The sequence below is a fragment of the Chitinophagaceae bacterium genome (assembly GCA_030053935.1).
GTDB lineage: Bacteria > Bacteroidota > Bacteroidia > Cytophagales > JASGCU01 > JASGCU01.
Genome location: JASGCU010000156.1, coordinates 1 through 2,033 on the forward strand (window position 1 = coordinate 1; position 2,033 = coordinate 2,033).

The window sequence follows — 2,033 nt, forward strand, 5'->3', positions numbered from 1 at the left end:
AGGAAAGTATGGGAGACAGTTTATATATTTATTAATAATTTAATTTCTAAAAAAATGGAAAATAAATTAGTTAAAGCAGAGGAGATAGTAAACCTTACCGATCTCAATAATCATGAATTATTGAATATAGAGGGGGGGCTGCGTTATTATGCTTCCAATGTGGGACACGAACGGACCACTTTCGAAGATTCATATCTCGCGAGATTATTGGGTGTTGGCATAAAATAGATGCCTTATGATTTAAGTAAGGAGGTAAAACTCCTTACTTTTTTTATTATATTGAAAACAATCCTACAACTCCTTAGTTTTTTGAAAAAACATGTTTTGATTTTTTTTAACAAGTAAATGTTCTTTAAAACCAAAAAGGATTTAAGAATAATTTTTTATTATGTTCACATTATTTATTTTTACAGGTAAAATTATGAAAACACGTATATTTTTTATAGTTATTTTTCTCGGACAATTTTTTTTTGTGTATTCTCAAAACGACGATTTCTTTTTTGTAAAAGGAAGGGTGTTGGATAACAAAACGAAAGCCACTCTCCCTTTTGTAAATATTGCTTTTATTGATATGGTTGATAAAATTCAAACACAGAGAATTTCTAATGGTACTGAAAGCAATGTGAATGGTGAATTTATTCTCTATTACCCCAAAACAAAACAAGAAAAATTGACCTTAGTAATATCATACCTCGGTTACGAAAAAAGAATTCTTACTTTTTCACCGAGTAATTACGATTTGAAGGATATTGAACTATCAGAATCTACATCTACTATTCAGGAATTTATATTTAAAGATAAAGATTTGGGAAGAAAATTAGTGGAATACGTTCTGAATAATATAAAAATAAACTACCCTACAAAAGCAGAAATTTACGAGGGATTTCTCAAAGAAAAAACTGCACAAGATAGCAGTATGCGGGATATAATCTCTATGTCTGAAGCGATAACAAGGAATCTAAAAGCAAGCTATACCAACCCTTTGGAATCGGATGTAAAACTTTTAAAAGGAAGGGTGTTTAAATCTCGTGAATATAAAGAACAAGAAAATCCGAAAATACAGGGAATAAATACTATTATTTTTATGGATGTTTTGTACAACAGAAGAGGAATGGAGGATGCGGTACGTTCAAAAAAAACTTTTTTTGAAATAGAAAAAATAATTTCTTTAAACGGAAAAAAAACTTATGTAGTAAAAATAACCCATAAGCAGTATAAAAAAAGTTATATACGTCTTTTTATTCAAGATAAAACATACGCAGTAATAAGAGGAGAATTTTTAAACTGTTGTGATATTTTGCCTCACGAATACAATATTTTGTTCTTGGGAAACGAAGAGTATAAAAAACAACTTCTAAACTCAGGGTATAGCCATAATTTTTTACAAATGGACGTGGAATATAGACAATATCCTGATTCCTTATGGCGTGTAAATTATTTATATTATAAAACATATTTTTTGTTTTCTCAATACATTTTTTATATTAGAAAAAGAGATCTTAAAAAAAGTTTTTTCGCAGAAGCTTCTTATGTTACTACTAGTATATATCAGAACTTATTTAGTAATCAACATCTCCTATCCGAGGGTTTAAAAATGCAAGAGGGAACAGTATTTTTGGAAGCAGCATCTCAAAAATATGATTCTATTTTTTGGAAAAATTACAATGTAGTAAAGTCAACCCCGGAAGAAGAGTTTTTATTTTCACAAAAAGAAATAGGAAAAGATACCTATCCTTACCGAATGATACAAAAAAGAGAACTAGATATCTATAGAGAGAAGGTTTACGTTCACTCCGATAAACCCTATTATTATCAAGGAGAGCCGATGTGGTTTAAAATCTATGTAAATTATAAATCCCCTGAAATACGAGATCAACAGAGTAAAACCCTTTATGTGGAGTTTTTTTCCCCTCAAAAAAAAATTATTATGGAGAGAGTATATCCCATAAAAGATGGTATGAGTTTTGGAAACTGGGTAATCCCCGACACCCTCGGTTCAGGAAATTATTATTTGAGAGTGTATACCAATTTTA

General features: G+C 29.6%; 2 protein-coding genes. Both read left to right on the top strand.

What is annotated here, in order from left to right; genetic code table 11:
- On the top strand, positions 1-228 hold a 228-nt coding region (locus QM536_09830), incomplete at its 5' end, for a hypothetical protein (GenBank protein MDI9357309.1).
- Between the two features lie 193 nt (positions 229-421).
- Positions 422-2,033: carboxypeptidase-like regulatory domain-containing protein (locus QM536_09835; protein ID MDI9357310.1), on the top strand; the 1,612-nt coding region annotated here is incomplete at its 3' end.